Origin of the sequence: Bradyrhizobium sp. BEA-2-5 (assembly GCF_032918025.1) — a bacterium.
Lineage (GTDB): Bacteria > Pseudomonadota > Alphaproteobacteria > Rhizobiales > Xanthobacteraceae > Bradyrhizobium > Bradyrhizobium pachyrhizi.
Genome location: NZ_CP136629.1, coordinates 1,167,595 through 1,193,117, shown reverse-complemented (window position 1 = coordinate 1,193,117; position 25,523 = coordinate 1,167,595). Strand labels below are relative to the sequence as shown.

At 65.1% G+C, this 25,523-nt stretch carries 20 protein-coding genes, 3 pseudogenes and 1 riboswitch; of the genes and pseudogenes, 14 read left to right on the top strand and 9 right to left on the bottom strand.

Annotation, left to right across the window (positions count from 1 at the left end; translation table 11 throughout):
* Positions 1-13 precede the first annotated feature (13 nt).
* Both metW and RX327_RS05435 read right to left on the bottom strand, forming a co-directional pair.
* Entirely contained in the window at positions 14-676 is a 663-nt protein-coding gene (gene metW / locus RX327_RS05440; protein WP_317249689.1) for a methionine biosynthesis protein MetW, read from the bottom strand.
* A complete protein-coding gene (locus RX327_RS05435; protein ID WP_317249688.1) occupies positions 673-1,878 on the bottom strand; it encodes a homoserine O-acetyltransferase MetX in 1,206 nt (401 codons plus the stop codon). Before RX327_RS05435 ends, metW begins: the two co-directional genes overlap by 4 nt.
* An 84-nt stretch (positions 1,879-1,962) precedes the next feature.
* Positions 1,963-2,042, bottom strand: a riboswitch (SAM riboswitch).
* A gap of 174 nt (positions 2,043-2,216) precedes the next feature.
* Here RX327_RS05435 and RX327_RS05430 point away from each other — a divergent pair.
* The 5 genes from RX327_RS05430 to RX327_RS05410 all read left to right on the top strand — a co-directional run bounded on the left by RX327_RS05430 (position 2,217) and on the right by RX327_RS05410 (position 7,311).
* Positions 2,217-3,065 carry a chorismate mutase gene (locus tag RX327_RS05430; protein WP_317249687.1) on the top strand — a complete coding sequence of 283 codons (849 nt, stop codon included), beginning with the start codon at positions 2,217-2,219 and terminating at the stop codon, positions 3,063-3,065.
* Between the two features lie 99 nt (positions 3,066-3,164).
* Positions 3,165-4,262, top strand: a complete 1,098-nt coding sequence (hisC, locus tag RX327_RS05425) for a histidinol-phosphate transaminase (protein WP_317249686.1) — start codon at positions 3,165-3,167, stop codon at positions 4,260-4,262.
* Between the two features lie 4 nt (positions 4,263-4,266).
* A complete protein-coding gene (locus RX327_RS05420) occupies positions 4,267-5,199 on the top strand; it encodes a prephenate/arogenate dehydrogenase family protein (RefSeq protein ID WP_317249685.1) in 933 nt (310 codons plus the stop codon).
* A gap of 579 nt (positions 5,200-5,778) precedes the next feature.
* Entirely contained in the window at positions 5,779-6,213 is a 435-nt protein-coding gene (locus tag RX327_RS05415; protein ID WP_050385682.1) for a VOC family protein, read from the top strand.
* Between the two features lie 246 nt (positions 6,214-6,459).
* On the top strand, positions 6,460-7,311 hold the full coding sequence (locus RX327_RS05410) for a hypothetical protein (protein WP_152977718.1): 852 nt from the start codon (positions 6,460-6,462) through the stop codon (positions 7,309-7,311).
* Positions 7,312-7,346: 35 nt separating this feature from the next.
* On the opposite strand, the pseudogene RX327_RS05405 reads toward RX327_RS05410, so the two are convergent.
* The 3 genes and pseudogenes from RX327_RS05405 to RX327_RS05395 form a co-directional block, all read right to left on the bottom strand.
* Positions 7,347-8,337 (bottom strand): annotated as a pseudogene (locus RX327_RS05405) (Bug family tripartite tricarboxylate transporter substrate binding protein).
* 96 nt (positions 8,338-8,433) lie between these two features.
* Positions 8,434-8,943: a hypothetical protein gene (locus tag RX327_RS05400; protein ID WP_283089339.1), complete on the bottom strand. Its 510-nt coding sequence runs from the start codon at positions 8,941-8,943 to the stop codon at positions 8,434-8,436.
* A 223-nt stretch (positions 8,944-9,166) separates the two neighbouring features.
* The gene (locus RX327_RS05395) at positions 9,167-10,735 is read right to left on the bottom strand and encodes a hypothetical protein (protein ID WP_244482302.1); all 1,569 of its coding nucleotides are present in this window, start codon (positions 10,733-10,735) and stop codon (positions 9,167-9,169) included.
* A gap of 255 nt (positions 10,736-10,990) precedes the next feature.
* Between RX327_RS05395 and RX327_RS05390 the strand changes: the two genes are divergently transcribed.
* On the top strand, positions 10,991-11,308 hold the full coding sequence (locus tag RX327_RS05390) for an antibiotic biosynthesis monooxygenase family protein (RefSeq protein WP_050385660.1): 318 nt from the start codon (positions 10,991-10,993) through the stop codon (positions 11,306-11,308).
* Between the two features lie 41 nt (positions 11,309-11,349).
* Here the strand turns inward: RX327_RS05390 and RX327_RS05385 are convergent, their stop codons facing one another.
* Positions 11,350-12,537 carry a DUF2125 domain-containing protein gene (locus RX327_RS05385; RefSeq protein WP_317249684.1) on the bottom strand — a complete coding sequence of 396 codons (1,188 nt, stop codon included), beginning with the start codon at positions 12,535-12,537 and terminating at the stop codon, positions 11,350-11,352.
* Between the two features lie 153 nt (positions 12,538-12,690).
* Here RX327_RS05385 and RX327_RS05380 point away from each other — a divergent pair, with 153 nt between their 5' ends.
* The 5 genes from RX327_RS05380 to RX327_RS05360 all read left to right on the top strand — a co-directional run bounded on the left by RX327_RS05380 (position 12,691) and on the right by RX327_RS05360 (position 20,772).
* Positions 12,691-13,296, top strand: coding sequence for a gamma-glutamylcyclotransferase (locus RX327_RS05380; RefSeq protein ID WP_317249683.1), 606 nt, complete (start codon positions 12,691-12,693; stop codon positions 13,294-13,296).
* An 87-nt stretch (positions 13,297-13,383) separates the two neighbouring features.
* The gene (locus RX327_RS05375) at positions 13,384-15,180 is read left to right on the top strand and encodes a caspase family protein (protein WP_160321771.1); all 1,797 of its coding nucleotides are present in this window, start codon (positions 13,384-13,386) and stop codon (positions 15,178-15,180) included.
* A gap of 171 nt (positions 15,181-15,351) precedes the next feature.
* Positions 15,352-18,654 carry an efflux RND transporter permease subunit gene (locus RX327_RS05370; protein ID WP_317249682.1) on the top strand — a complete coding sequence of 1,101 codons (3,303 nt, stop codon included), beginning with the start codon at positions 15,352-15,354 and terminating at the stop codon, positions 18,652-18,654.
* 58 nt (positions 18,655-18,712) lie between these two features.
* Positions 18,713-19,183 (top strand): peroxiredoxin family protein, encoded by a 471-nt coding sequence (locus RX327_RS05365; protein WP_050385664.1) that lies wholly within the window; start codon positions 18,713-18,715, stop codon positions 19,181-19,183.
* Positions 19,184-19,290: 107 nt separating this feature from the next.
* Entirely contained in the window at positions 19,291-20,772 is a 1,482-nt protein-coding gene (locus RX327_RS05360) for an aldehyde dehydrogenase (protein ID WP_050385665.1), read from the top strand.
* A gap of 74 nt (positions 20,773-20,846) precedes the next feature.
* Here the strand turns inward: RX327_RS05360 and RX327_RS05355 are convergent.
* The 3 genes and pseudogenes from RX327_RS05355 to RX327_RS05345 all read right to left on the bottom strand — a co-directional run.
* Positions 20,847-21,062, bottom strand: a pseudogene (locus RX327_RS05355) (IMP dehydrogenase); the annotation flags it as partial.
* A gap of 39 nt (positions 21,063-21,101) precedes the next feature.
* Positions 21,102-21,511 (bottom strand): annotated as a pseudogene (locus tag RX327_RS05350) (cupin domain-containing protein).
* 97 nt (positions 21,512-21,608) lie between these two features.
* Entirely contained in the window at positions 21,609-22,832 is a 1,224-nt protein-coding gene (locus tag RX327_RS05345) for an MFS transporter (protein WP_050385666.1), read from the bottom strand.
* Between the two features lie 130 nt (positions 22,833-22,962).
* Between RX327_RS05345 and RX327_RS05340 the strand changes: the two genes are divergently transcribed.
* From RX327_RS05340 to RX327_RS05330, 3 genes are all read left to right on the top strand, one after another.
* Positions 22,963-23,874, top strand: a complete 912-nt coding sequence (locus tag RX327_RS05340; protein ID WP_050385667.1) for a LysR family transcriptional regulator — start codon at positions 22,963-22,965, stop codon at positions 23,872-23,874.
* 18 nt (positions 23,875-23,892) lie between these two features.
* Positions 23,893-24,030: a hypothetical protein gene (locus RX327_RS05335; RefSeq protein ID WP_317249681.1), complete on the top strand. Its 138-nt coding sequence runs from the start codon at positions 23,893-23,895 to the stop codon at positions 24,028-24,030.
* Between the two features lie 161 nt (positions 24,031-24,191).
* Complete coding sequence (locus RX327_RS05330) at positions 24,192-25,415, top strand: ABC transporter substrate-binding protein (protein ID WP_028333601.1); 1,224 nt, start codon at positions 24,192-24,194, stop codon at positions 25,413-25,415.
* The last annotated feature ends 108 nt before the right edge of the window (positions 25,416-25,523 follow it).

Here is a 25,523-nt window from a genome sequence, read left to right as displayed (position 1 = left end):
CGCCACCCACCGATTACTTGCCCCCACCCCGGCTCAGCAGGAACACCGCCTGTTCGCCGAACATGTTCCACACCCACCAGGGCAGGTTCAGCGGCACCGGGCGGCCGTAGAGATCGAGCGCGATGGAGCGCTCCATCTTGACGTTGATCTCGTCGCAGAGCTCTACGAAATCCTTGATGGTACAGAAATGGATGTTGGCGGTGTCGTACCAGGTCGCCGGCAGGTTCTCCGTGCGCGGCATGTGGCCACCGACCAGGAGTTGCAGCCGCATCTTCCAGAAGCCGAAGTTCGGGAACGAGACGATGGCCCGGCGGCCGATGCGCAGCAGGTTCTCCAGCACCACACGCGGCTGCCGCGTCGCCTGCAGCGTCTGCGACAGGATCACGTAGTCGAAGGCGTCGTCGGGATAGTTGACGAGGTCGGTGTCGGCGTCGCCCTGCACCACCGCGAGCCCCTTGGCAACGCAGCGGTTGACGCCTTCGCGCGACAGCTCGATGCCGCGCCCGTCGATGCCGCGGGTCTCAAGCAGCTGAAGCAGGTCGCCCTCGCCGCAGCCGACGTCGAGCACCTTCGAGCCCGGCTTGACCATCTCGGCGACTAGCAGATGATCGGTGCGATAGCCGCCGGTCCGCTCCGGCGCGACGCCCGGCAAGGGCAATGTCTGCTGCATGCTCATGACTGGCCGCCATCCTTCAGTCCGCGCGCCTTGCCTGCGGCCAGCAGGAAGGCGCGGGAGATGTCGAAGAATTCGGGCACGTCGAGCAGGAAGGCGTCGTGGCCGCGATCGGTTTCAATCTCCGCGAACGACACCCGCGCACTCGACGCGTTCAGCGCGTGCACCAGCGCGCGCGATTCCGAGGTCGGGAACAGCCAGTCGCTGGTGAAGGAGACCACGCAGAAGCGGGTCTGGATTCCCGCAAACGCCTTCGCCAGCACGCCGCCATGGTCGGCCGCGATGTCGAAATAGTCCATCGCGCGCGTCAGATAGAGATAGGAGTTGGCGTCGAAGCGCTCGACGAAGGACGAGCCCTGGTAACGCAGATAGCTCTCGACCTGGAAATCCGCGTCGAACGAGAAGGTCGGCAGCTCGCGGTCCTGCATGCGCCGGCCGAACTTGCGATGCAGCGCCGCGTCCGAGAGATAGGTGATGTGCGCCGCCATCCGCGCCACCGCGAGCCCGCGATGCGGATGGATGCCGCGATCGGCATAGCCGCCGCCGTGCCAATCGGGGTCGGCCATCACGGCCTGGCGCCCGAGTTCGTGGAAGGCGATGTTCTGCGCCGAGTGCCGCGTCGCGCAGGCAATCGCCAGCGCGGAGAACACGCGGGCGGGATAGGCCGAGGTCCATTGCAGCACCTGCATGCCGCCCATCGAGCCGCCGACGACGGCAAACAGCGTGTCGATGCCGAGCCGGTCGATCAGCATCGCCTGCGCGCGCACCATGTCGGGGATGGTGATGACGGGGAAATCCAGGCCCCAGACCTTGCCGGTGGCGGGATTGATCGACGCCGGCCCGGTCGAGCCCATGCAGCCGCCGATCACGTTGGAGCAGATGATGAAGTAGTGCTTGGGATCGATGGGCCGGCCGGGACCGACCAGCGTCTCCCACCAGCCGGGCTTGCCGGTGACGGGATGCACATTGGCGACGTGCTGGTCGCCGGTCAGCGCATGGCAGATCAGAACGGCGTTGGAGCGATCGGCGTTGAGTTCGCCATAGGTCTGGTAGGCGATCTGGAACGGGCTGAGATCGACGCCGCAATCGAGCCTGAGCGGCTGGTCCATCCCGAACTTCGCCACCAGTGACGACGGATGGTCGGCCTCATGGGCGCGATCATCGCTCGGGGTTTGTGGGCTCGGTATCGGACGCACGTTGCTCATCTAGGCGACCCTGCCTCCGCGCGGGAGGGCTCGACGGACCTCAGGCCATGAAAAACCCGGCCTGAACGATAGGTTCGGCCGGGATCGGAAGCGTCCCCGGCCTGTTTAGCGAGTTTTTTAACGTGGCTGCAAGCCGGCCGGCTCAAATGACCACGGGACGCAGGGAACGTAGTCCCCACGCCCCCCGCCGTCAAGACAGCCCTTTCCACGGCCGATTGGTTAACCGAATGCGCAAGGCACGCCTGCGACGTTTCTCTTTGCTTTCGCTGCCCGTCTTTCCTAATCAGGGACCCTGTCCGACGCGGCAACGGGCCGCCCCGACGACAAGGTTTGAGAGCATGTCCAACCGACCCCCGTCGCCGCCATCGCTGCAGGAACTGCGCAAGGAGATCGACGCGATCGACGAGAGCATGCATCGCCTGTTGATGCAGCGCGGCGACATCATCGACCGCCTGATCCAGGTGAAGCAGACCCAGGAGGTCGGCTCGGCGTTCCGCCCGGCGCGCGAGGCCGACATGATGCGCCACCTCGTGCAGCGCCATCGCGGCATCCTGCCGCTCGACACGGTCGAGAGCATCTGGCGCGTCATCATCTCGACCTTCACCTATGTGCAGGCGCCGTTCTCCGTGCATGCCGACATCTCGGTGAGCGAGCCTGCAATGCGCGATTCCGCGCGCTTCCATTTCGGCTTTACGGTGCCTTACGTCGCGCATTTCAGCGCGCAGGCCGCGGTCGAAGCGGCGGCGAAATCCAAGGGCGACCTGGCGCTCGTCTCGGCGACCTCCAGCCGCACGCCGTGGTGGCTCTCGCTGGAGGCAGCTGGCGCGCCGAAGATCATCGCGCGGATGCCCTTCGTCGAGCGCGCCGACCATCCCGCCGCGCTGCCGGTGTTCGTGATCTCGCGGGTCGCCGACGACGCAATGGTCACCGAAGTGCAGACCTGGAGCGTGCGCGTCTCCGGCTGGAACGCCGATGTCGCCCGGGCGCTGGCGCCGCTCGCCGAGATCGTCGCGGTCCCCGACACCGCCTTCGACGGCGCGGCGCTCCTGGTCTCGGTCACCGGACACGATTTCGAGGCCATCAAGCTCGCCCTGATCGAGGCGGGGGCCTCGGTACGCTCCACGGCTCTCGTCGGCAGCCACGCAACGCGCTATACGGTGCCCTCTAACGGATCGGCCAGGACCTGAGGTAAGAGCCAGCCGTCTGTCCAGGCTTTTGTTTTGACGCGTTTTCTTCACGCGAACCGGTAGCCACTTCGCTCGAAAACGCTCTGTTCGGAGTTGAAGATGTCCCGCCCCGTGCCGAATCCCGGCATTCTCGATATTGCGCCCTACACCCCCGGCAAGAGCCCGGTGCCGGAGCCGGGCCGCAAGGTGTTCAAGCTCTCGGCCAACGAGACGCCGTTCGGCCCCTCGCCCAAGGCGATCGAGGCGTTCAAGCGCGTGGCGGATCATCTGGAGGACTATCCGGAAGGCACCTCGCGCGTGCTGCGCGAGGCGATCGGCCGTTCTTTCGGGCTCGATCCCAACCGCATCATCTGCGGCGCCGGTTCGGACGAGATCCTCAACCTGCTCGCCCACACCTATCTCAGCCACGGCGACGAGGCGATCTCCACCACGCACGGCTTCCTGGTCTACCCGATCGCGACCATGGCGGTCGGCGCCAAGAACGTCGTCGCGCAGGAGACCAACCTCACCGCTGACGTCGACGCCATCCTGAAGGCCGTGACGCCGCGCACCAAGCTGGTCTGGCTCGCCAACCCCAACAATCCGACCGGCACCTACCTGCCGTTCGACGAGGTCAAGCGGCTGCGCGCCGGCCTGCCCTCGCACGTGCTGCTGGTGCTCGACGCCGCCTATTCCGACTACGTCTCGCGCAACGATTACGAGATGGGAATCGAGCTCGTCGCCACCACCGAGAACACGGTGGTGACGCACACCTTCTCCAAGATCCACGGCCTGGCTGCGCTGCGCATCGGCTGGATGTTCGGCCCCGAGCACATCATCGACGCGATCAACCGCATCCGCGGCCCCTTCAACGTGTCGACGCCGGCGATGTATGCCGCGGTCGCCGCGATCGAGGACACCGCGCATGTGCAGATGTCGCGGACCCACACCGAACACTGGCGCAACCGGCTCACCGAGGAGATCGGCAAGCTCGGACTGAAGGTGACGCCGAGCGTCGCCAATTTCGTGCTGATCCACTTCCCGACCGACAAGGGCAAGACCGCTGACGACGCCGACGCCTTCCTGACCAAGCGGGGCCTCGTGCTGCGCGCGCTGAAGAATTACGGCCTTCCGCATGCGCTGCGCATGACCATCGGCACCGAGGAGGCCAACCGTCTCGTGATCGAGGGGCTGCGCGACTTCCTGGCCGGAAAGTGACATCGTGACCACGGCTCCGCTCTTCAAACACATCGCGCTGATCGGCTTCGGCCTGATCGGCGGCTCGATCGCGCGCGCTGCGAAGCTCCAGGGCCTGGCCGGCGAGATCGTCACCACTGCGCGCTCGGAGAAGACACGCGCGCGGGTCGCCGAGCTCGGCATCGTCGATCAGGTCGTGGCGACCAATGCGGAGGCCGTGAAGGATGCCGATCTCGTCATCCTCTGCATTCCCGTCGGCGCCTGCGGTGCGGTGGCGCTGGAGATCGCCGCGCATCTGAAGCCGGGCGCGATCATCTCCGACGTCGGCTCGGTCAAGGGCGCGGTGGTCAGGGACATGGCCCCGCATCTGCCGAAAGGCATTCATTTCGTGCCGGCGCATCCGGTCGCAGGCACCGAGCATTCGGGCCCGGATTCGGGATTTGCCGAGCTCTTCATCAACCGCTGGTGCATCCTGACGCCGCCGGAAGGCACCGAGACGGCGGCCACGGAGCATCTGCGCGCGTTCTGGGCGGCGATGGGCGCCAAGGTCGAGATCATGACGCCGGATCATCACGATCTCGTGCTCGCGATCACCAGCCACCTGCCGCATCTGATCGCCTACACCATCGTCGGCACCGCCGACGAGCTGGCGCAGGTGACGGAATCCGAGGTGATCAAATTCTCCGCCGGCGGTTTTCGCGATTTCACCCGTATCGCCGCGTCCGACCCGACGATGTGGCGCGACGTCTTCCTCGCCAACAAGGAAGCCGTGCTGGAGATGCTCGGCACCTTCACCGAGGATCTCGCCAAGCTCACCCGCGCGATCCGGCGCGGCGACGGCGAGGCGCTGTTCGATCACTTCACCCGCACACGCGCCATCCGCCGCGGCATCGTCGAGATCGGCCAGGATTCGGCCGCACCCGATTTCGGCCGGCCGCACGCGAATTTGGAGAAGTAGCGATCAAGCACGCGGCATTCTCCACTTCGTCGTCCTGGCGAAAGCCAGGACCCATAACCACCGCAATTGATTGGGAACGGGATCATGGCCTCAGCGTCGCGCAACAATTGAGATTCGGGGTAATGGGTCCTGGCTTTCGCCAGGACGACGATGAGGATGGGTCTCGATTCAAGATGACAAACATCACCCGCGAAAGCGAAAGCGGGTGATCCAGTAGAGTAGCCCGGGGTCCTGTCCATTCGTCGTCCCGGCGCAGGCCGGGACGACGCAGAGTGTGTTGCGCTGCTTGTGGCCATAATTTCGCGTTCTCGCGACGTGATTTGTCCGAGCTTTGCATCTCGTTTCGCCTCTCTTGATCAGAGGGCGCAGAGCGCAGCGAAACCCATCATCGGCGTCCGCGGGTGTAATCGATGGGGTTTCGCTTCGCTCTACCCATCCTACAATCTGTACTCATGCTACAATTGGAGTTGCCCGTCCGGTTGCTTTGCCGCAGGGCCGACCCGCCTACCGGCAGATCGAACGAGCTGGTAGCCTCGCAGGAGGCAAGCCGGCGCGGCGCCGATGACAGGGAGCGATCAGATGATACTCAGTCCGGATCATGTGACTATCGCAGTGGCAGATGCTGGCCCAGCGATCGCCTTCTTCGCACTGCTCGGCTTCAGGAAGACTCACGTCGCGACCATCGACGGCGGCATTCCCGCCCGGTACATGGGCATGCCGGCCATGAGAGCGCAGCACATCACCCTCGCACTCGAGGGAGCGGATTTCGAAATCCAGCTGCTTCAGTTCGACCCGCCCCCGGGGACCGATCCGGGGGTACACCCGACCAATCTGCGAAAGCTGGGCTTCAATCACCTCGCCTTCCGCGTCGACGACATCGAGGCGGCCACCGCGCACCTGGTGGCCAATGGTGTGACCATGCTGAGCGAGGAGATGGACTACATCAGCCGGAAGCTCCGGCTGTTCGAGGGCCCGGAGGGCATCACCTTCGAGTTGGTGGAGCGGGACGCCTGAGACTACGCTGGCCAGGGCCGTTTGCATGGCCCCAAGCGGCGCGGAATGATGTCGGCCTTTGACTCGTGCGGACCCGGCCTCCGGCTAGCCCGGGCCGGTATCCCGCCCCATTATCAGGGGACCTCGGGCGCGCTATCATCCGGCCATTCTTTGGACAAGACTGAAGGGAGTGCTGGAGGCTGGTCGCCCCTGACGGATAGCCGAGTCGGCACTCTTGGGTGACATTGGACGGAAAGGGACACGTTAATGAACTCCACACCCACTCCGAACCCAGTTGGATCGAACGATAGCCTGAGCGCGCGCGCCGACGAAAGACTCGCGGAAGCCCAAAAGCAGATTGCGCGCGCCGATGAAGAACTCACGCGCTTGAGTGAACAGCTCGCAAGAATGGAGCGCGATGCCGCGTCCCACCCTCCGGCGCAGCCAAACCCGCCCTCGGTCGGACCCAACCCTGCTTCTTCCGGGCCGAGTCCTGCTTCTTCCATACCTGGCTCGCAATCGCCGCCGGGAAGACCGATATTCCGAGCCCTCACCGGCTTGTCGGTGGCAGCATGTATCGTTGTCGCGGCCCTGGCTTTGCAATCGTCATATGGCGGGGAAGCCAAGCTGCTTGTCGCCCGTTGGGCGCCGCAGCTCGTTTCAACTCCAGCATTGCCGCCGGATGATCCGCAGCCTCCGGCGCAGCCGGCTCCACCTGCCGTTCAGGTCGCCGCGGCGGACGCCGCTCCGCCCCAAGCGACGCCGTTGCCTCAGACCGCACCACCGCAGGACGCCGTGCCGACAGCCAACACAGCCCTTCCCGATCAGACGCAGCTGCTGCAGACGATCGCACGCGACCTCGCGAATGTTGAGCGAAACATCGAGCAACTAAAGGCGAACCAGCAACAGATGGCCCGCGAGAGCTCCAAAGCCATTGAGGAACTCAAGGCGAGCCAGGAAGAAATGAAACGGGCGCTCGCGAAGGCTTCCGAGCAGAAGGCGTCACCGCCTCCGGCGCAGCCGGCCCCGGCCGCCCGCAAGCCCGAGCGGACGTCTATCCCGCCATACGCAAGAGCGCGGCCTCGTATCCCGAGCGAGTGGTTCTACGACGAATGGTGACCGTCGATCCAGCCATCCTTCCGTTCCGGATCGCTTCAAGCCGGCGGCAGGCCGAGTGACTGCGCGGCCTCCATCCAGACCGGCAATTCGCGCTGATACAGCGCATTGCTGTCCTTGAAGCCGATCGCGGACTCGAGCACGAAAGTCGCGAGAACCTCCTTCACCTTCGCATCGCCGTTGGCGGCGACACAGAGCTCGGCGAGGCGATCGACCACCGGCTGCGGCGTCGCCTTCGGCACGGCCCAGCCGGTGAACCCGCTCACGGTGAAGAATTTCGACGTCGCGCCCTGTTCGGGCAACGTCTTCACGTTCGGGATCGCGTCGACCTTCTTCGAATGCACGGCGAAGACGGTGCCGCGGTCGCTTTGCAGGACCGACTGCGCGGCTGTGTAGCTGCCCATGGCGGCATCGAGCGTACCTTCGAGCATGCCCGTCCACATCGGCGCTTCGCCGCGATAATGGATCGGCTCGATGTTGAGGCCGTACTGCTTGTTGAGCTCGTTGATCGTCATGTGCGGGGCCGAGCCCGCGCTGTAGGTGCCGAAGTTCACCTTGCCGCTCTTGCGCGCGAAGGCGACGAAATCCTCCAGCGTCTTGACCCCGGTTTTCGGGTTCGCCACCAGCAGCAGGCCGGCGCCGGGAATGACGCTGACGAGCGTCAGATCCTTGTCCATGTCGTAGCCGGGATTTTTCATCACCACCCGATTCATGATGTAGGTGGTCGAGATCGAGCACAGGATGGTGTGGCCGTCGGGCTCGGCGCGGGCGACCTCGGCCGTGCCGATCGCGCCGGAGGCGCCGGGCTTGTTCTCGACGACGACGGTCTTGCCCGACTTGCCTTGCGATGAATTCGCCGAAGGCCCGCGCCAAAAGATCGGTCTGCCCGCCGGCGGGGTAGGTGCAGATCATGCGGATTTGCCGCGAGGGCCACGCAGCTTGCGCCGAGGCTCCGCGTGACAGGAAGGGCATCGCGGCGGCCGCGGCTCCGGCAGCGATGACGTGACGGCGGCTGAATTTCGCTGGCATGAGGTCCCTCCCCGATTTTTTGGTGAGGGTATCGCATCGGCCAGTCGCAGCTACGGGACAGATTGGCGCAGCGGGGCCGCAGGTCTACGACCGTGCTCACCGTCGCAGCCGCTGATCCCGGATCGGCCCCGCCGAGATCGCCGCGGTCTTCTGCGCCGGCCGCTGACGGCCGACGAGACCAGCGGTTGCCAGCATGATGCCGCCGCCGAACCACCAGGTGCCGATCACGAATTCCCAGGCGCGCGGCGGAATCTCGTCGAACACGATGCCATAGACCGACACCAGCGCAGCCAGCGCGGCGAGGAAGATGCCGCCTGCGCTCGTCAGCTCGGCGGCATCGATGCGCCCCGTGCCGCGCATCACCGGCTTGGGAACATCGATGCCGAGATAGAAGCCGACTGCCCCGATCACGATCGTCGTCGCGACGAAGAACAGCGTGCCGAAGACAGCGACATGGCCCTTGGCGAGCTGGGCGGCGACGAAGGTGCCGGCCATGGCACCGGCCATCGCGAGGCCAGTTCGCTGCAGCACATGCGCGGCGCGGCTGACCATCATCAATTCGCGCGCGATCACGGCCCTCCGCTTCGGTCTGGTCACGATCCTCATCTGACCTCTCCCTCCTCGCTGGTGATGAATCTAGACTGAGACGGCACCGCGAACTCTATTCACCTCTCCCATCGGGAGAGGTCGATTTGCGCAGCAAATCGGGTGAGGGGGCGCAGGTCCCACGAGAGAGAGTAACCCCTCACCCGGCGCTACGCGCCGACCTCTCCCGATGGGAGAGGTGAGCTGCCGTTGCCGCTCCAGCTCAACCTGATCTCCTCACGCCCTAGAACGGGTAGTAGCGGATCTGGGTCATGACGATGTGGTCGTCGGTCTTCGGCGCGCCGCCGACACCCTGGAAGGCGAAGCGCTGGGTGTAGGAATATTGCGCGCCGGCCTTGATGGTGCCGTAGGAGCCCTTGAAGATCGTGTCGTAGAAGCCCGCGGTGTACTGCCTCACCTCCGAAGTGTTGCCGTTACAGGTCGCGGCCGGCGAGTTCTCGATGTTGCAGCCGAGATTGTTGTAGAGCGGATTGCCGTAGCCGAACGGCACCGTGCCGACATCGGAGAAGGTCGCCCTGGTCTTTTCGAGCCCGGCATAGGCGTAGAGATCGAGCGACGGCGTCGTGTGCCAGACCGAGCCGACCAGGAAGGCCGTGATCGGCAGCGGCTGGATCGAGCCGTCCTGGCGCACGGTCGCATCCGGGAATGGCGTTGCGGTGAAGCGGCCCAGCGCACCGTAAGAGGCGGAAGCCTGCACCTCGAGCAGCTTCGGCACGATCTCGGCCGAGAGGTGGCCGCCGAAGCTCACCGTGTTGACGTCGTGATTGGCGAAGTTGAAGCGATCATAGAAGTCGCGGTAGAGCGCCCACGCCTCGACGTGCAGCTTGTAGGGCCCGAGCCGCGGATCCCACGCGCCCTTCACGGTGAAATCCGGAACGTGGTTGAGGCTGACATTGTTCAGGCTGTTGAAGAAGCTGCCGCCCGGACCGGTGAGATTGACCAGCAGGTTCGGGTTGAGCACGCCCTGCGGGCCAACCGCCGGCGTGCCGACCAGCGGATTGTTGCCGCCGAAAAAGGATGTCTGCGGGTTCTCCGCCGAGACCGCGAGCTTGAACTCCGGCCCGATATCCTGCCAGACCCGGACGCCTGGTTGACGCGCGCCGAGAAAGCCCGGCACCAGTTCGAAATCGATCACGCCCGGCGTATCGGCGCCTCGCGGATCGATGCCCGCCTTGCTTGGCGTGTTCAGCGACCATGATTGGCCGGCCAGGACATGCAAGCCGAGATCGCTGCGGTCGATCTCGATGCTGGCCTGCCGCAGCCGCGGATTGAACGAATTGGTCGCGACCGAATTGGCGGTCTGCGCCGCGCCCTCGAAGTCGAGCTCGCCATAGCCGGCGACGTGGATGTTCTCCGTGGCATTGGCTTCGGCGAGCACCGAGAAGCGGGTCTGGCGCGCGGTGAAGCGCGACTCGCCGGTGTTGTAGTTTTTGCTCTGCGGGAACGGGATGAAGTTGTAGACTGACCCCGAATCGGAGGCGAGGTTGCGGCTGCGATAGATGCCGGTGAGATCGACCCAGCCGCCGAAGGTGAAGGTGACGCCCTTGTAGCAGAGCTTGCCCGATGCACAGGGATCGAACGGCACCGGCGCCTTCGCCGTCATCTGCGCGTTCTGAATTGCGTTCTGTCTTGCGGCCAGCGCCTCCTCCTTGCGCGCCTGCGTCTCCATTTTCTGCTCGAGCTGCTTGAGCCGTGCCTTCAGCGCACGCAGCTCGGACGCATCGTCCTCCGCCAACGCCGGACCTGCCGACAGCAGCATGCTGCCGAGCAGAATTCCCCCGAGAATTCGCATCGCTTCTCCTCCACACGAGGTTGCTTCCTCAGGCGAGAGAGAGCGGTACTCGGGGAGTGATATTCGCGCCGGGGCGCATTATTCCGGTCACGTTTTTCTCATCGCGGCGGCGGGAATAGATTGCCGCGACGGACGATATCGCGCGAGGAACGCCCTGGGTGGTGGAGGCGTAACAACACCGGCCGCGATTTCGAATTGTGTTCGGGCGATGGTTTTCAACCTGCCACGGACATTGGATCGACGGAGGACTGCAACATGATCGGTGAAGTCATTGTCGTTGGTGACTTGAAGTTACGGGAGACCGCTCCGCTCGACGAATACAACCGGCTGGGCGAACGCATGTACGACATTGTCAGCCGCCTTCCGGGATTCCTTTCGGTCAAATCGTTCAAGGCGGCGGATGGCGAGGAGCTCACGCTGTTTCGCTTTGCTTCGGAGGAGGCGCTCGAAGCCTGGCGCAATCATCCCGATCATGTCGAAACCATGAGGCGAGGACATGCCGAGTTCTACGCCAGCGGCTTCCTGCAGATCTGCAAGGTGATCCGCGAGGTCGGCCCGCTTGAGCACGCCTGACAGTGCGTGGGCGAGCTCGCGTCAGCGCAATCCGCCGCGGCTCAGAACAGCGGCGGGATCTGCGCGACTTTCAGCGGGCCCAAGAACACCGCGCCGTCGGCGAAGCGCAGCGGGAAGCTTCGCGCCTTCCTGCCTTCGAGCGTGCTCTCGGTGCCGATCGAATTGATGCCGGCGGCGACGCCGGCATTGGCGTTCTGCTTGATGACCTTGCCGAGCCCGGGCACGGCGCGGTCGAGCGCGCCGAACAGATTGTTGAGGTCCTGCGACTTCACGCCGGGGGCGACGCGGTCGAGCGTTGCCTGTGGCACGCCCTCCTCCAGCATCTTCTCGATGCCGAGCGCTGGGATCACGCGCTCGAGGCCGGTCACCGTCATCTGCAATTCGCCGTCGAGGCGACCCTGCGCGTTGAGGCGGAGCGTGCCGGCCGCGACCGACAGCACATCGCCCTGCTGGATCCGCGATTGCACGATCTCGATATGGCCGCCGGCAGCCTGGATCTCGCGGAAGCGCTGCGGCCAGGGCTTCGGCGAGAAATCCTTCAGGCCGTTGAGACGCGCATGGATGTCGGCGTTGAACGGCTGGGCGAGCAGCGGATGCACCTCCTGCAAGGTGCCGCCGGCAATCTGCAGCACGGTCTCGATCGCCGGACTGTCCGGCGCCGGGCCGTCGACCTGCCTGCCGTGCAGCTCGATGTGATTGACCCGCGCCAGCGGCGCCGGCGCGGCACCGCCGGTGCGGTCGATGGCGAGATCGTCGAACACCAGCGAGGCGCGCTGCGGCACCGCCGGCAGCCCAACAACGCTGCTCCGTGCCTTGCTCCACCTCACCGACAGCGTCGGCTGCGCGCCGCGTTCGGCGATCGTGGCCGGGCCCTTGAATTCGGCGATCACGAGCTTGGGATCGTAGACCTGCGCCACGACCAGTATCTCGGCGAGCCGCGCCACGAACGCCATCTGCGGCGAGGCGGTCTGCGAGACCAGCATCACGCTCGGATCGGTGCAGCGGACCTCGAATCGGAACGGGTAGCCCGCCACCGAACGGTCGCCGCAATCATAGACCCGGCCGGCCTTCGCCTCCTGCGCGCGCCAGGCATCGGCCTGCACGCCGACCTGCGAGGCGGCGAAGAACCAGAAGGCACTCCACAGCACCGCGGCGATCAGGACCGCGACTGGGACGGCATAAAGGCCGAAGCGCGAGCGGCGGCGGGGGGCGGAGGTCTGATCCGACATGCAGGTCCTTTGGCGGGCGAATTTGTCAAAATCTAAGCGGCCGCGAGCCTTGAACAAGCCCCGAGCAACCCTTGAGCGAGCCTTCAGCAAGCCTTGGAAACATCACGGAATCCGCTTCGCTTCGACGGCCCGTTCTGCTAGCCCATCAGCGCGATGTCAGCAAATCCTCCCCATTCCGAAACCGACGGCGACCTCTGGGTGTTCGGTTACGGCTCGCTGATGTGGCGGCCGGGCTTCGACTTCGAGGAACGCGTCCCGGCCCGGCTGGTGGGCGAGCATCGTGCGCTGTGCGTCTACTCCTTCGTGCATCGCGGCACGCCCGAAAAGCCGGGCCTGGTGCTCGGGCTCGACCGCGGCGGCGCCTGCCGCGGCATCGCCTTCCGCGTCGCCGCCCGCCTGCGCCACGACACCATCGCCTATTTGCGCGGACGCGAGCAGACCACCAATGTCTATCGCGAGGTAATGCGCTCGGTGTGGCTGGAGAACGATGCGCGCCAGCGCGTCTCCGCGCTCGCTTACGTCGTCGACCGCGGCCATGCGCAATATGCCGGCCGGCTGTCGCTCGCCGAGCAGCAGCGCCTGGTGCTGCAGGGCCATGGCCGCTCCGGCAACAACCGCGACTATGTGCTCTCGACCGTGGCCTCGATCGAGAAGCAGGGCTTTCGCGACACGCAGCTGCACCAGCTCGCGGCAATGCTGCACGATGCGGGCACGCTGCATCGCGATGCGCGCGCGGCTGACAGGCTGGACCCGGGCTGAGGCGCGGAACCTCGCTCGCGCATTTTTCGCCACGGCGCGAACAACATTGTGGTCTCAATTTCCGGTCGCTGAATTGGAATGACCGGAATGCGCCTCTCATTGCCCAAGCTCGCCGCAATCGGCCTGCTGCTGCTGCTGAATTCCCCATCTTATGCAGGTCTGAGAGAGGATGGTGCGGCGTGCGACGCCAGGGATCCGGACCCGGAGCTCGCGATCCCCGCCTGCACCCGCCTGATCGCGGCCAATCCGAGGGGACGCGACCTTTCGATCACCTATTACAACCGGGCGCTCGCCTGGCATAACAAGAGCGATCTGGAGAAAGCCAGGGCGGACTACGATCAGTCGATCGCGATCAATCCGTCGTTTGCGCCCTCCTATGGCCAGCGGGCCAAGGTCTCCCTGCAGAACCAGGACTATGACCGCGCGCTGAGCGACTTCGATCAGGCGATCCGGCTGAAGCCAGCCGGCCCGTTCAGCGCCGGCTGGTTCAACAATCGCGCCGAGCTGTTCGTCGCCACCGGAGACTACGATCGCGCGCTGGCCGATTACGGCAGGTCCATCGAGCTCGATCCCAATTCCTGGTACGCCTATGTCAATCGCGCATTGGTCTACGATTTCCGCGGCAAGGACCGGCTCGCGGCGCTGCATTGCCAGGATGCGATCAAGGCCGCGCCGCGCGCAGGCGGCCCGTATTATTGCCGGGCGGTGGTCGAGATCAGCGCCGGCGACATCGACAATGCGTCGCGGGATATCGAACGCGCGATAGCAATCCAGGACGGGCAATCCGAGTTCTACTCGCTGCGCGGCCTGACGCTGGCCGGCAAGGGCGAGCTCGATCAGGCCATGCGCGACTACGACCGCGCCACGCAACTCAATGCGCAGGGCGCGCTGAATTACGCACGCCGAGGCCTCGCCGACGAGAAGAAGGGCGATATCGAGGGTGCGCGCGCCGACTTCCGCCACGCGCTCGAGGTCATCGGGCTCGATCAGTTCGACCGGACGCAGGGCCCGCGCATCGCCAAAGAAGGCCTGCAACGGCTGGACAAGGTCGCCACCACGGACAAGAGCGTGATCGCAGATCACGGTGCGGCGAAGCCAACCCCCGCGATCGCCGCGGTTGTGCCGATCGCGCCGATCGGCGCGGGTCAGAAGGCAGCAATGTCGGAGCGGCGCGTCGCCCTGGTCGTGGGCAATTCCGGATATCGCTCCGTGCCGGTGCTGCCGAACCCTGGCCAGGACGCAGCGGCGATTGCCAATACGCTGCGCGCCATCGGCTTTCAGGATGTCCGCCTCGTCAACGACGCCACGCGGGACAGCCTGGTCGAGGCGCTAAAGTCGTTCGCCAACGCGGCCGACGGCGCGGACTGGGCGGTGATCTACTATGCCGGGCACGGCATGGAGATGGCGGGCGAGAACTATCTGGTGCCGGTCGATGCGAAACTCGCCACCGACCGCGATGTGCCGTTCGAGGCGGTTGCCCTGACCCAGGTGCTGGGCGCGACCGAAGGTGCACGCAAGCTGCATCTCGTCATTCTCGATGCCTGCCGCGACAATCCCTTCGCCAACCAGATCAAGCGCACCGTCGCGTCGCGCTCGATCGGCAGGGGCCTGGCCCAGGTCGAACCCGACAGCGGCACGCTGGTGGTCTACGCCGCCAAGCACGGCCAGGTCGCGCTCGACGGCGACGGTGGTCACAGCCCGTTCGTGACGGCCCTGATCAAGCGCATGCAGACGCCGCGGATCGAGATCCGCAAGCTATTCGACCTCGTGCGCGACGATGTCATGGCGGCGACGGATCGCCGGCAACAGCCCTTCAGCTATGGTTCGGTGCCGGGAAGCGAGGATTTCTACTTCGTCGGCGCGAGCCAGAATGCGGCGAAGTAGCCCGCATCCGCGTCGTTGCAAACCACACGATCGGGAATGCGGCCGTCGTCGGGCGTTTGTTGCGGCCAGAGAAATCTCGGCGGACATATGGCACCGCCCTGTGACATTTAGGCTTTTGCATCGCGGCGCGGACGGATAGAAGCTGATCCGCAAACAGCGCTCGCAAATTCGATGAACCTCTCCGCCCCTTTTGTCCGACGGCCGGTCGGCACCACGCTGCTGTCGCTTGGCCTCGTGGTGGCAGGCATCATTGCGTTCTTCAAGCTGCCGGTGTCGCCGCTGCCCGACGTCGACATCCCGACCATCATGGTGCAGGCGACCCTGCCCGGCGCGAGCCCCGCCGACGTCGCCTCCACGGTGGCAAGCCCGCTCGAGCGTCACCTTGGCCAGATCGCCAGCGTCACCGAAATGACCTCGGTGTCCTCGCTCGGCTCCGCCCGCATCACGCTGCAGTTCGATATCGACCGCGACATCAACGGCGCCGCGCGCGACGTGCAGGCGGCGATCAACGCGGCGCGCGCCGACCTGCCGACCAATCTGCGCGCCAACCCCACCTACCGCAAGTTCAACCCGGCCTCGGCGCCGATCCTGATCTACACCTTGACCTCGGACACGCTGACGCCCGCCGAGCTCTATGACGCCGCCTCGACCGTGCTGGCGCAGAAGCTGTCGCAGGTCGAGGGCGTCGGCGAAGTCTCGGTCGGCGGCGGCTCGCTGCCGGCGGTGCGCGTCGAGCTGATCCCGCCGGCGCTGTACAAATACGGCATCGGGCTCGAGGACGTCCGCGCCGCGCTCAGTAGCGCCAATGCGCACAGCCCGAAGGGCGGCCTCGACGTCGGCAACCAGCGCTACCAGATCTACGCCAACAACCAGGCCCGCAAGGCGGCCGACTACAGGCCGCTGGTCGTCGCCTACCGCAACGGCGCGGCCGTGCGCCTGACCGATGTCGGCGACGTGATCGATTCCGTGGAGAATGTGCGCACGCTCGGCGTTTCCAACGGCAAGCCGGCCGTCGTGATGATCGTGTACCGGCAGCCGGGCGCCAACATCATCAAGATGGTCGACACCGTGAAAGGGCTGATGCCGCAGCTGAAGGCCTCGGTCTCGCCCGCGGTCGACATCACCCTCGCGATGGACCGCTCGAAGACGATCCGGGCCTCGCTGCACGACGTCGAGATCACGCTGTTGATCGCGGTGGCCCTGGTGATCCTGGTGGTGTTCGCCTTCCTGCGCAATGCGCGGGCGACGCTGGTCCCGGTGGTGGCGGTCGGCGTGTCGCTGATCGCGACCTTCGCCGTGATGTATTTGCTTGGCTATACGCTCGATATCTTCTCGCTGATGGCACTGACGGTGGCGACCGGCTTCGTGGTCGACGACGCCATCGTGGTGCTGGAGAACATCACGCGCCACATGGACGCCGGGCTGTCGCGGCTCGAGGCCACGCTGCTCGGCACCCGCGAGGTCGGCTTCACGGTGCTGTCGATGAGCGTGTCGTTGATCGCAGTGTTCGTGCCGATCCTGCTGATGGGCGGCCTGGTCGGCCGCCTGTTCCGCGAATTCGCCATGACCATCACGATCGCGATCGTGATCTCGCTGGTGGTCTCGCTGACCACGACGCCGATGATGTGCGCGGTGCTGCTGCGCAAGGAGGAGGGCCGGCCGCACGGCTGGATCTACCGGATCAGCGAACGCATCTTCGAGCTGATGCTGAACGGCTACCGCGCGACGCTCGGCCTCGCGCTGCGCCATCCGCTCCTGGTGATGCTGATCCTCGGCTCGACGCTCTATCTGAACTTCCATCTCTACAAGGTGGTGCCGAAAGGCTTCGTGCCGCAGCAGGACACCGGATTGCTGGTCGGCTCGATCCAGGCCGACCAGAGCACCTCGTTCCAGCTGATGCAGCAGAAGCTGACCCAGTTCATCGACATCGTGAAGTCGGATCCGGCGGTCGACACCGCGGTCGGCTTCACGGGCGGCGGCGGGGTGGGTCCCGGCGGCACCAACACCGGCACCGTGTTCGCCTCGCTGAAGCCGATGGCCGAGCGCCGGCTGCGCGCCGACAAGGTGATCGAGCGGCTGCGCGAGCCGCTGGCAAGCGTCGCGGGCGCCACCCTGTTCCTGCAATCGATCGGCGACCTCGGCGCCGGCGGGCGCTCGGGCAACGCGGCGTATCAGTACACGCTGAAGGGCTCGACCTACGAGGAGCTGAACGAGTGGACGCCGAAGCTCGTCGCGGCATTGCAGAAGGAGCCGACGCTCGCCGACGTCAACAGCGACCAGCAGAACAAGGCGCTGCAGGCCAATCTGATCATCGATCGCGATGCCGCCTCGCGGCTCGGGATCACGGTCAGCCAGCTCGACAACACGCTCTATGACGCGTTCGGGCAGCGCCAGGTCTCGACCATCTTCGTCGCGCGCAACCAGTATCACGTGATCATGGAGGTCGCGCCGCGCTTCTCGCAGGACCCGCAAACCCTGAAGGAGGTCTATATCTCGACCTCGGGCGGCTCGGCGAGCGGCACGCAGAGCACCAATGCGGTGGCCGGCACGATGGCCTCGTCCTCGCAAAAAAGCTCGGTCAGCGCGGTCGCCGCCAATGTGGTGCGCAACCAGGCCACCAATTCGATCGGTGCCACGGGCAAGGGCGTCGCATCGACCGGTACCGCGGTCTCCACCACCGCGGAGACCATGATCCCGCTGTCGAGCGTCGCGCGCTTCGAGCACGGCGAGACGCCGCTTTCGGTCAACCACCAGGATCTCCTGGTCTCGAGCACCATCTCGTTCAACCTGCCGCCGGGCGTCTCGCTGAGCATGGCGACAACCACGATCGAGAACGCGATGCACGCGCTCGGCATGCCCGCGGGCATTTCCGGCGGGTTTGCGGGCTCCGCGAAAATCTTCCAGCAGGCGCTGGCGAACGAGCTGTTCCTGATCCTCGCCGCGCTGGCGACGATCTACATCTCGCTCGGCATGCTCTACGAGAGCTACATCCACCCGCTGACCATCCTCTCCACTTTGCCATCGGCCGGCGTCGGCGCGGTGGCGGCCTTGATGCTGTCGCACACCGATTTCGACATCATCGGCATGATCGGGGTGATCCTCTTGGTCGGCATCGTGAAGAAGAACGCGATCATGATGATCGACTTCGCGCTCGATGCCGAGCGCCAGCGCGGGCTGTCGTCGCGCGATGCAATCTACGAGGCCTGCCTGATGCGCTTCCGGCCGATCATGATGACGACGCTGGCTGCCCTGTTCGGCGCGGTGCCGCTGATGATCGGCCTCGGCGAAGGCAGCGAGCTGCGTCAGCCGCTCGGCATCGCGATCTTCGGCGGGCTGATTCTGAGCCAGATCCTGACGCTCTACACCACGCCCGTCGTCTATCTCTATCTCGACCGCGCCAGGCTCTGGACCCAGCGCCGCCGCGCCGCGCGCCGCGCACGCCGGGCCGCGGCATCAAGCGCCGCCGGTCGTTGACAGACCCGCGCCGATCTTGCCACCCTGCCGCGAGGTGGCAGACGCAAGGAACCCAGCTGTGACTCCAGCACCCGAAATCGCCGCGTCGCGCTGGTTCAACACCAGCGAGCCACTGACCCTGGCTGGGCTGCGCGGCCGGCCGGTCCTGCTGCACGCGTTCCAGATGCTGTGCCCCGGCTGCGTCGCGCACGGCACGCCGCAGACCCAGCGCGCGTTCGAGCTGTTCAGGCATTCGGACCTGCAGGTGATCGGGCTGCACACCGTATTCGAGCACCACGCGGCGATGACGGAGGTGTCGCTGGAGGCCTTCATCCACGAGTACCGGCTGACCTTCCCGATCGGCGTCGACGAGGCCGGCGAAGGCACGCCGATCCCGGTCACCATGCAGCGCTACGGCATGCAGGGAACGCCGACCAGCATCCTGATCGGCCGCGACGGCAACATCGTGCATCACGGCTTTGGCCAGCAGAGCGACATGGCGCTCGGCGCGATCATTGCGGCCGAGCTGGCCGCGCCGCACGACCGATAGCGGCCCGCCCCGGCTGCAACCCGGCTCACGTGACTGCGTTATGACGGCGTCGCGCAATGCGTGATAGCGTTCCGCCAACCAGAACCATCGCCTTGCGGGAGGATGTCATGAAAACCTATCAGCTCTACATCAACGGCCAGTATGTCGACCCCGCCAATGGCGAATGGTTCGACAGCATCGATCCCTATCGCGGCGAGGCCTGGGCGAAGATTCCGCGCGGCACGGCCGCCGACGCCGACAAGGCGGTGAAATCAGCCAATGAGGCGATGTGGCGCGGCCCCTGGGCGAAGATGACGGCCTCCGCACGCGGCAAGGTGATGCGCAAGCTCGGCGACCTCGTCGCGGCCAATGCCGAGCGCCTCGCCGAAATCGAGGTGCGCGACAACGGCAAGCTGATGGCCGAGATGCTCGGCCAGCTGCGCTACCATCCGGAGTGGTGGTGGTATTTCGGCGGGCTCGTCGACAAGCTCGAGGGCGGCGTGGTGCCGATCGACAAGGCAGAGACCTTTGCCTACACGACCCATGAGCCGGTCGGGGTGGTCGCGGCGCTGACCGCATGGAATTCGCCGCTGCTGTTCGTCGCCTGGAAATGCGCCGCCGCGCTCGCCGCCGGTTGCGCCGTGGTCGTCAAGCCGTCGGAATTCACCTCGGCCAGCACGCTGGAATTCGCCGCGCTGACGAGGGAGGCCGGAATTCCCGACGGCATCTTCAACGTGGTGACCGGCTTCGGTCCCGAGGCGGGCTCCGCGCTGATCGCCCATCCCGGCGTCGCCAAGATCACCTTCACAGGATCGGACACGACCGGCGCAAAGGTCTACGAGACCGCGGCCAAGAGCCTGAAGCGCGTCTCGCTCGAGCTCGGCGGCAAGTCGCCCAACATCGTGTTCGAGGACGCCGACCTCACCGCCGCCGCGGCCGGCGCGATCTCCGGCATTTTCGCCGCCACGGGGCAGACCTGCATCGCGGGATCCCGCCTCCTGGTGCAGAGCTCGATCAAGGAGAAATTCGTCGCGCGGGTGCTGGAGCTGGCAAAGTCCGCCAAGATCGGCGATCCGATGCAGTCAGACACCAATGTCGGCCCGATCACGACGCCGGCGCAGTACAAGAAGGTGCTCGACTATATCGACATCGCCAAAGCCGAGGGCGCGCGCTGCCTGCTCGGCGGCAAGCCGGCCTCCGGCGACGGCATTAAGGGCGGCCAGTTCGTCGAACCGACCATCTTCACCGACGTCGACAACACCATGCGGATCGCGCGCGAGGAGGTGTTCGGGCCGGTGCTGTCGATCATCTCCTTCGACACCGAGGAGGACGCCATCCGGATCGCCAACGACACGATCTACGGCCTCGCCGCCGGCATCTGGACCAAGGATCTCGCGCGCGCCATCCGCGTGCCGAAGCAACTGCGCGCCGGCACCGTGTGGGTGAACACCTACCGGGCCATCAGCTACATGATGCCGTTCGGCGGCATGAAGCACTCCGGCGTCGGCCGCGAAAGCGGCATCGACGCGGTCCGCGAATATCAGGAGACGAAGAGCGTCTGGATCTCGACCGCGACGGACGTGCCGGCGAACCCGTTCGTGATGCGGTGACGGGGCTCAGCACCTCTCCCCGGCGGGAGAGGTGCACCAAGCCTGCGCAGTCATCGAATTCGCCATAGCTGCCGTCACACGGTCAGCAGCGTCTTGATCGCGCGGCGCTCGTCCATGGCACGATAACCCTGCGCCACCTGCTCGATCGGCGGCGTTAGATCAAAGACCTTGCCGGGCTGAATGCGGTCTTTGAGCACCCGGTCCATCAGGTCAGGCAGGAAACGGCCGACGTGGGCAGGACCGCCGAGCATGCGCCGTTGCCCGAAGAACAGGGCCTGCCTCTCGAACGACCTCGCTACCGACCTCAATGACAACGCCGCAATATTCATCTATTCGGCCGCAGTGCCAGCGCCATATTGTTCGTCGGTTACCCTCTCCATCCACTCGACCGGACTGCCATTGAGCGCTTCCTGAATGGCGATATGGGACATCGCCGTCGTCGGCGACGCACCGTGCCAGTGTTTCTCGCCGGGTTCGAACGACACCGCGTCGCCTGGACGGATTTCCTGGATCGGGCCGCCCCAGCGCTGTACGCACCGCGGCCGAACGTCACGATGAGCGTTTGACCAAAGGGATGCGTATGCCATGCGGTCCGCGCGCCGGGCTCAAAGGTGACGTGGGCGCCGGAGGCGCGCCCAGGGTCTGCGGCCTGGAACAAGAGATCAACACGGACGGTGCCGGTGAAATACTCGGCGGGGCCGCGGGCTGAAGGTTGTGAACCTGCTGGTCTGATTTGCATCGAATACCTCCTTGATGCTGTCGTTCCGACTGATGCCAATGACTTTGGGCCTGCATTCGTTTCCGATGACGTGGGGAAATCCCGCGAGGACGCTGCGTCACACAGCCCGACTTGCCGACGCACAAGAAGCGCATTGCGCGTCGGCCTTGCGACGGCGTGCTCCGACCAAAATCACCAACGACGACAGCGCGAGGATGACGGCGCTGAACAGAAAAGTGGCCTGATAGCCGCTGCTGTCGAAAAGCACGCCGCCACCCGCAGCACCTGCCGTGATCGCCAGTTGGACCACCGCGACCATCAGCCCGCCGCCTGCTTCCGCGTCGTCGGGCAAGGCCTTGCTCAGCCAGGTCCACCAGCCAACGGGTGCAGCCGTGCCGATGAAGCCCCACAGGAACATCAGCGCCGCCGTGGCGCCCAGTGACGAACCCGTCGCGATCAGGGCAACGGCAATTACGGCCATTGCGAACGGCATCAATACGAGGAACGTATAGAGGCGATCGCGGATGACTACACCGATCAGTGCAGTGCCGATCAGACCCGCGACGCCCATCACAAGCAACAGTGCCGAGATCGTCGTGACATCGACGCGCGTTACCGTTTCGAAGAATGGCCGTAAATACGTGAAAAGTGCGAATTGCCCGAGGAAAAACAGCGCCGCTGCGAGCATGCCGTAGGGAACTCCAGGCCGGCGCAGCACCTTGAATGCCGCTGCCGCACTCGCCCGCTCACGGCTCGGCATCCTGGGAAGCGTGACGAATTGCCAAAACAAGGTCAGCGCCGCGACCGGCACCACGCAAAAGAACGCGCCGCGCCAGCCGATATACTGACCGAGAAAGCTGCCGAGCGGCGCGGCAATCGTCGTCGCGAGGGCATTGCCGCCATTGAGAACCGCCAGCGCGCGCGGCACGTCCTTGCCCGGCACGATGCGGATCATCGTTGCGGCGGACATCGACCAGAATCCGCCAACGACCATCCCGACAAGCGCGCGCCCTGCCATGAAGACCGTATAATTGGGCGCGAACGCGACAACGACGCCGGAGATCAGCATGACACTGGTCAGCCACAACAAGACGGTGCGCCGGTCGACGCCACGCGTTGCGGCCGAGATGAAAAGACTGGTCAGGATTGCGAAGAAGCCGGACACGGAAATGGCTTGCCCGGCCTGTCCTTCGGTCAACTCAAGACCTGTTGCGATCGGCGTGAGCAGGCTCACCGGCATCCACTCGGACGCGATGAGGGTCGAGGCGCACAGCGTCATCGCGAAGACGGCGCTCCATGCGGCCATTGGCTGCGTTGTCTTTTGATTGATCGTGGCGTCCATCGGGCATCCATGTTCAGAGAAGCGCCCAGTTGGCGCTGTTCACAGCAACACATAGAGCCCGCCACGGTGTTCGATTAGCTGCCATAATTCGCTTGCATTAATCGACCTAGGCCATGAATATTGACGGGCCATGGCAAGCCGGGATTTCAATGACTTACTGGCCTTCGTGGCCGTCGCCCGCGAACGCAGCTTCACCAGGGCCGCGGCGAAACTGGGCATCGTGCAATCGACACTCAGCCATACGATCAAGCGCCTTGAATCCCAGATGGGCCTGCGGCTGCTCACGCGCACGACGCGCAGCGTCGGTCTGACCGAAGCGGGCGAGCGTCTTCAGCAGTCACTGGCGCCGCGCATCGAGGAAATCGAGCGTGACATCGCGGCGCTGATGTCGCTGCGCGACACGCCATCCGGCACCATCCGGATCACGCTCTCGGACCATGCGCTGGAAAAGGCCGTCTGGCCGAGGCTGTCGTCGGTCCTGAAAAAATATCCTGACATCAAGGTCGAGTTCAGTCTCGACACCGGGTTCCGCAACATCGTCAAGGACGGCTTCGATGCTGGAATCCGTCTCGGTGAGAGCGTGGAGAAAGACATGATCGCGGTGCGGATCGGCCCGGACTGGCGGCTGGTCGCGGTCGCCTCTCCCACCTATTTGAAAGAGCACCCCAAACCAAGGCATCCGAAAGATCTCATCAAGCACATCTGCATCAAGCGACGTCAGGCGGCGGGTGGTCACTACGTGTGGGAGTTCGCCAAGAACGGCGCCGAACTCCGGGCGCGCGTCGAGGGGCAAGTGACCTTCAATGACTCTCGCGCCATGATCGATGCCGCCCTGAAGGGTTTCGGCATCGCCTACGTTCCTGAGGACTTGGTGGCGCAACACGTCCAGTCGGGCGAGCTCGTCGTGGTGCTCGACGACTGGTCGCCGAAGTTCGAGGGCTACTTTATCTACTACCCGACATCCCGGCAGAACTCGGCCGCATTCAAGGTGGTCGTCGACGCGCTACGCCATCCTGAAGCAGGGCAAAGAAAGCGCGGCTAAATCAGTGCGACCAGCTCCATGATGCCGTTCGGCGGCATGAAGCCCGGCGTCGGCCGCGAAAGCGGCATCGACGCGGTCCGCGAATATCAGGAGACCAAGATCGTCTGGATCTCGACCGCGACGGACGTGCCGGCGAACCCGTTCGTGATGTGGTGAGTTTTCGGCACTGACATCGCTCGCTTCACCGCTCCCGGACGGACAGAGGTACGACGGCACCCGCGCGCCGAGCTGTCGCACTTGACGTGCAGGGTGGAGCAGCGATCATGAGCGTCAGGGCACACGCCGAAGAGCGTGGCCGATACTTGGGGAGATTCGCCATGACGTTTCGTTACTCGCGCGCAGTGTTCTGCGCGCTCATGCTTGCCGCCGCCCAGCCTGCCCTCGCCGACAAGAAATACGGCCCCGGCGTCACCGATAGCGAGGTGAAGATCGGCCAGACCATGCCCTATAGCGGCCCGGCGTCCGCCTACGGCACCCAGGGGCGTCTCGAAGAAGCCTACTACGCGATGATCAACGCGAAGGGCGGCGTGAACGGCCGAAAGATCAAGCTGATTTCACTCGACGATGCCTATTCGCCGCCCAAGACCGTGGAGCAGACGCGGCGCCTCGTCGAACAGGACGAGGTGCTGGCGATCATCGGTACCATCGGCACGCCGACCAATTCAGCGATCCAGAAATATCTGAACCAGAAGAAGGTCCCGCAGATCTTCATTTCGACGGGCGCGGCAAAATGGGACGACCCGAAGAACTTCCCGTGGACCACCCAGCTTTATCCGCCCTACCAGATGGAGGGCATGATCTTCGCCAAATATCTGTTGAAGAACAAGCCCGACGCGAAGCTCGGTGTGTTCTCGCAGAACGATGATGCCGGAAAGGATTACGTCAAGGGGCTGAAGGATGGCCTCGGCGACAAGGCGAAGACGATGATCGTCAAGGAAGTGACCTACGAGGTCTCCGATCCCACGGTCGATTCGCAGATCGTCTCGCTGAAAGCCTCCGGCGCCGACACGCTGTTCACGATGGCGACGCCCAAGTTCGGCGCGCAGGCGATACGCAAGGTCTACGAGCTCGGATGGAAACCGCTGAATTACGTGGTCAGCGTCTCCTCATCGATCAAGGGCGTCATGGAGCCGGCGGGCATAGAAGCTTCGAAGGGATTATTGACCGCGCTCGCGTTCAAAACGCCGACCGATCCCACCTGGGAGAACGCGGCCGACGTGAAGGAGTTCAAGGATTTCCTGGCAAAGTGGTACCCGCAGGGCGACATCGCCGACGGCAGCAATGTCACCGGCTACATCTCGGCCTATATGACGGTGAAGGTCATCGAGATGTGCGGCGATGATCTGACGCGCGAGAATTTGCTGAAGCAGGCAACCAACCTCAACAAGGTGGTCGCGCCGCTGCTGCTGCCCGGCATCGCCATCTCGACGCGGCCGGACCGCTATGCGCCGTTCACGCAGATGCAGATAGCGACATTCGACGGCAAGAGTTGGGTGCCGCAAGGCGAGACCTTCAACACCGACGCGGCGGCCGGTCAGTAGTGGCGACCCCGTTCGCGATACGGTAACTCTCCGCATCGTCATGGGCCGGGCACAGCCGTCCGAAGGACGGCGTCGCTTCGGCTTGCCTGTGCCCGGCCATCCACGTCT